The organism is Collinsella sp. LCP19S3_C9 (assembly GCF_052121575.1).
Classification (GTDB): domain Bacteria; phylum Actinomycetota; class Coriobacteriia; order Coriobacteriales; family Coriobacteriaceae; genus Collinsella.
Map to the genome: position 1 here is coordinate 1 of NZ_JBQKDZ010000039.1, position 966 is coordinate 966.

Genomic DNA, 966 nt, shown 5'->3' on the forward strand with positions numbered 1-966 from the left:
AGCAGCGGCTGAGCAGCTCCGCGTTGAACAGCTCGATGTCGTCGACGCTGGGCGCAGGCGTGAACAGATGCTGGCGACACCAGTAGACCTTTCGCTCCACATTGCCCTTCTCGTTGCCGGCGCGGGGGTTGGCGTAGGTCGCCTCGAACCCGTAATGGGCCTTCATCCGGCGGAAGAGGTCCGCCTCGGTCACGCTTTGCCCGCGGCGCCTGCCGGCGCCCGTGGCGTTGTCGAAGACGATGCGGGTGGGAACGCAGCCGATGTGCTCGAAGATGTCGCGGAGGCCCTGGCACACGCACTCGCTGGTCTCGCCCGCGAAGAGCTGGCAGAAGCCCATGTTGGAGAAGGGGAAGCTGAGCACCAGGAAGTGCATCCTCACGCGCTCTCCCCCGGCCAGCACGTCGACGTCGCCGAAGTCGGCCTGCGCCTCCCCCGGCGCCCAGACAAGCTCCATATAGCAGTCGGACGCCGCGGATATCTCGGCCTTGCGCCTCCTCACGTAGTTCTTGACGGTTCCGTAGCCGCCGTCGTAGGCGGTCTCGTCCAGCAAGCGCTCGTATATGCGCTTTGCGCTGTGTCGCTGCTTGCGCCATACGCGCTGGTCGCCGAGCAGGATCTCGTCGACGAAGGGCTTGTAAGGGTCAAGGATCGACGGGCGCGATTGCAGGCTCGGGGCCTGCGGCGAGAAATCGTCCATCGCGATGTACTTGCGGATCGTCGGTTGGGATATCCCCGTCCTGCGCTGTATCTCCGCATTGGAGAGGCCCCTTCTCGACATCTCTCGTATACTTTCGATCATTGGCATGCTGATCATCCTTCCTGCCTCCTGTGCAATTGTCAGTTGGTAGCTGCAATTGCAACGGTAGGCCTAGCTGGTCGGCATGCCTTTGCCTTTTCTGAAATTTTTCGTTTCCGTAGATGAAAAGAATGGGTGCCGCACTAGCAACAATCAGATTGCCCTAAACA

General features: G+C 61.5%; 1 protein-coding gene. It reads right to left on the reverse strand.

What is annotated here, in order from left to right:
- On the reverse strand, nucleotides 1-814 hold an 814-nt coding region (gene istA, locus ACTQXI_RS08885; RefSeq protein ID WP_441548534.1), incomplete at its 3' end, for an IS21 family transposase.
- Nucleotides 815-966: the final 152 nt, after the last annotated feature.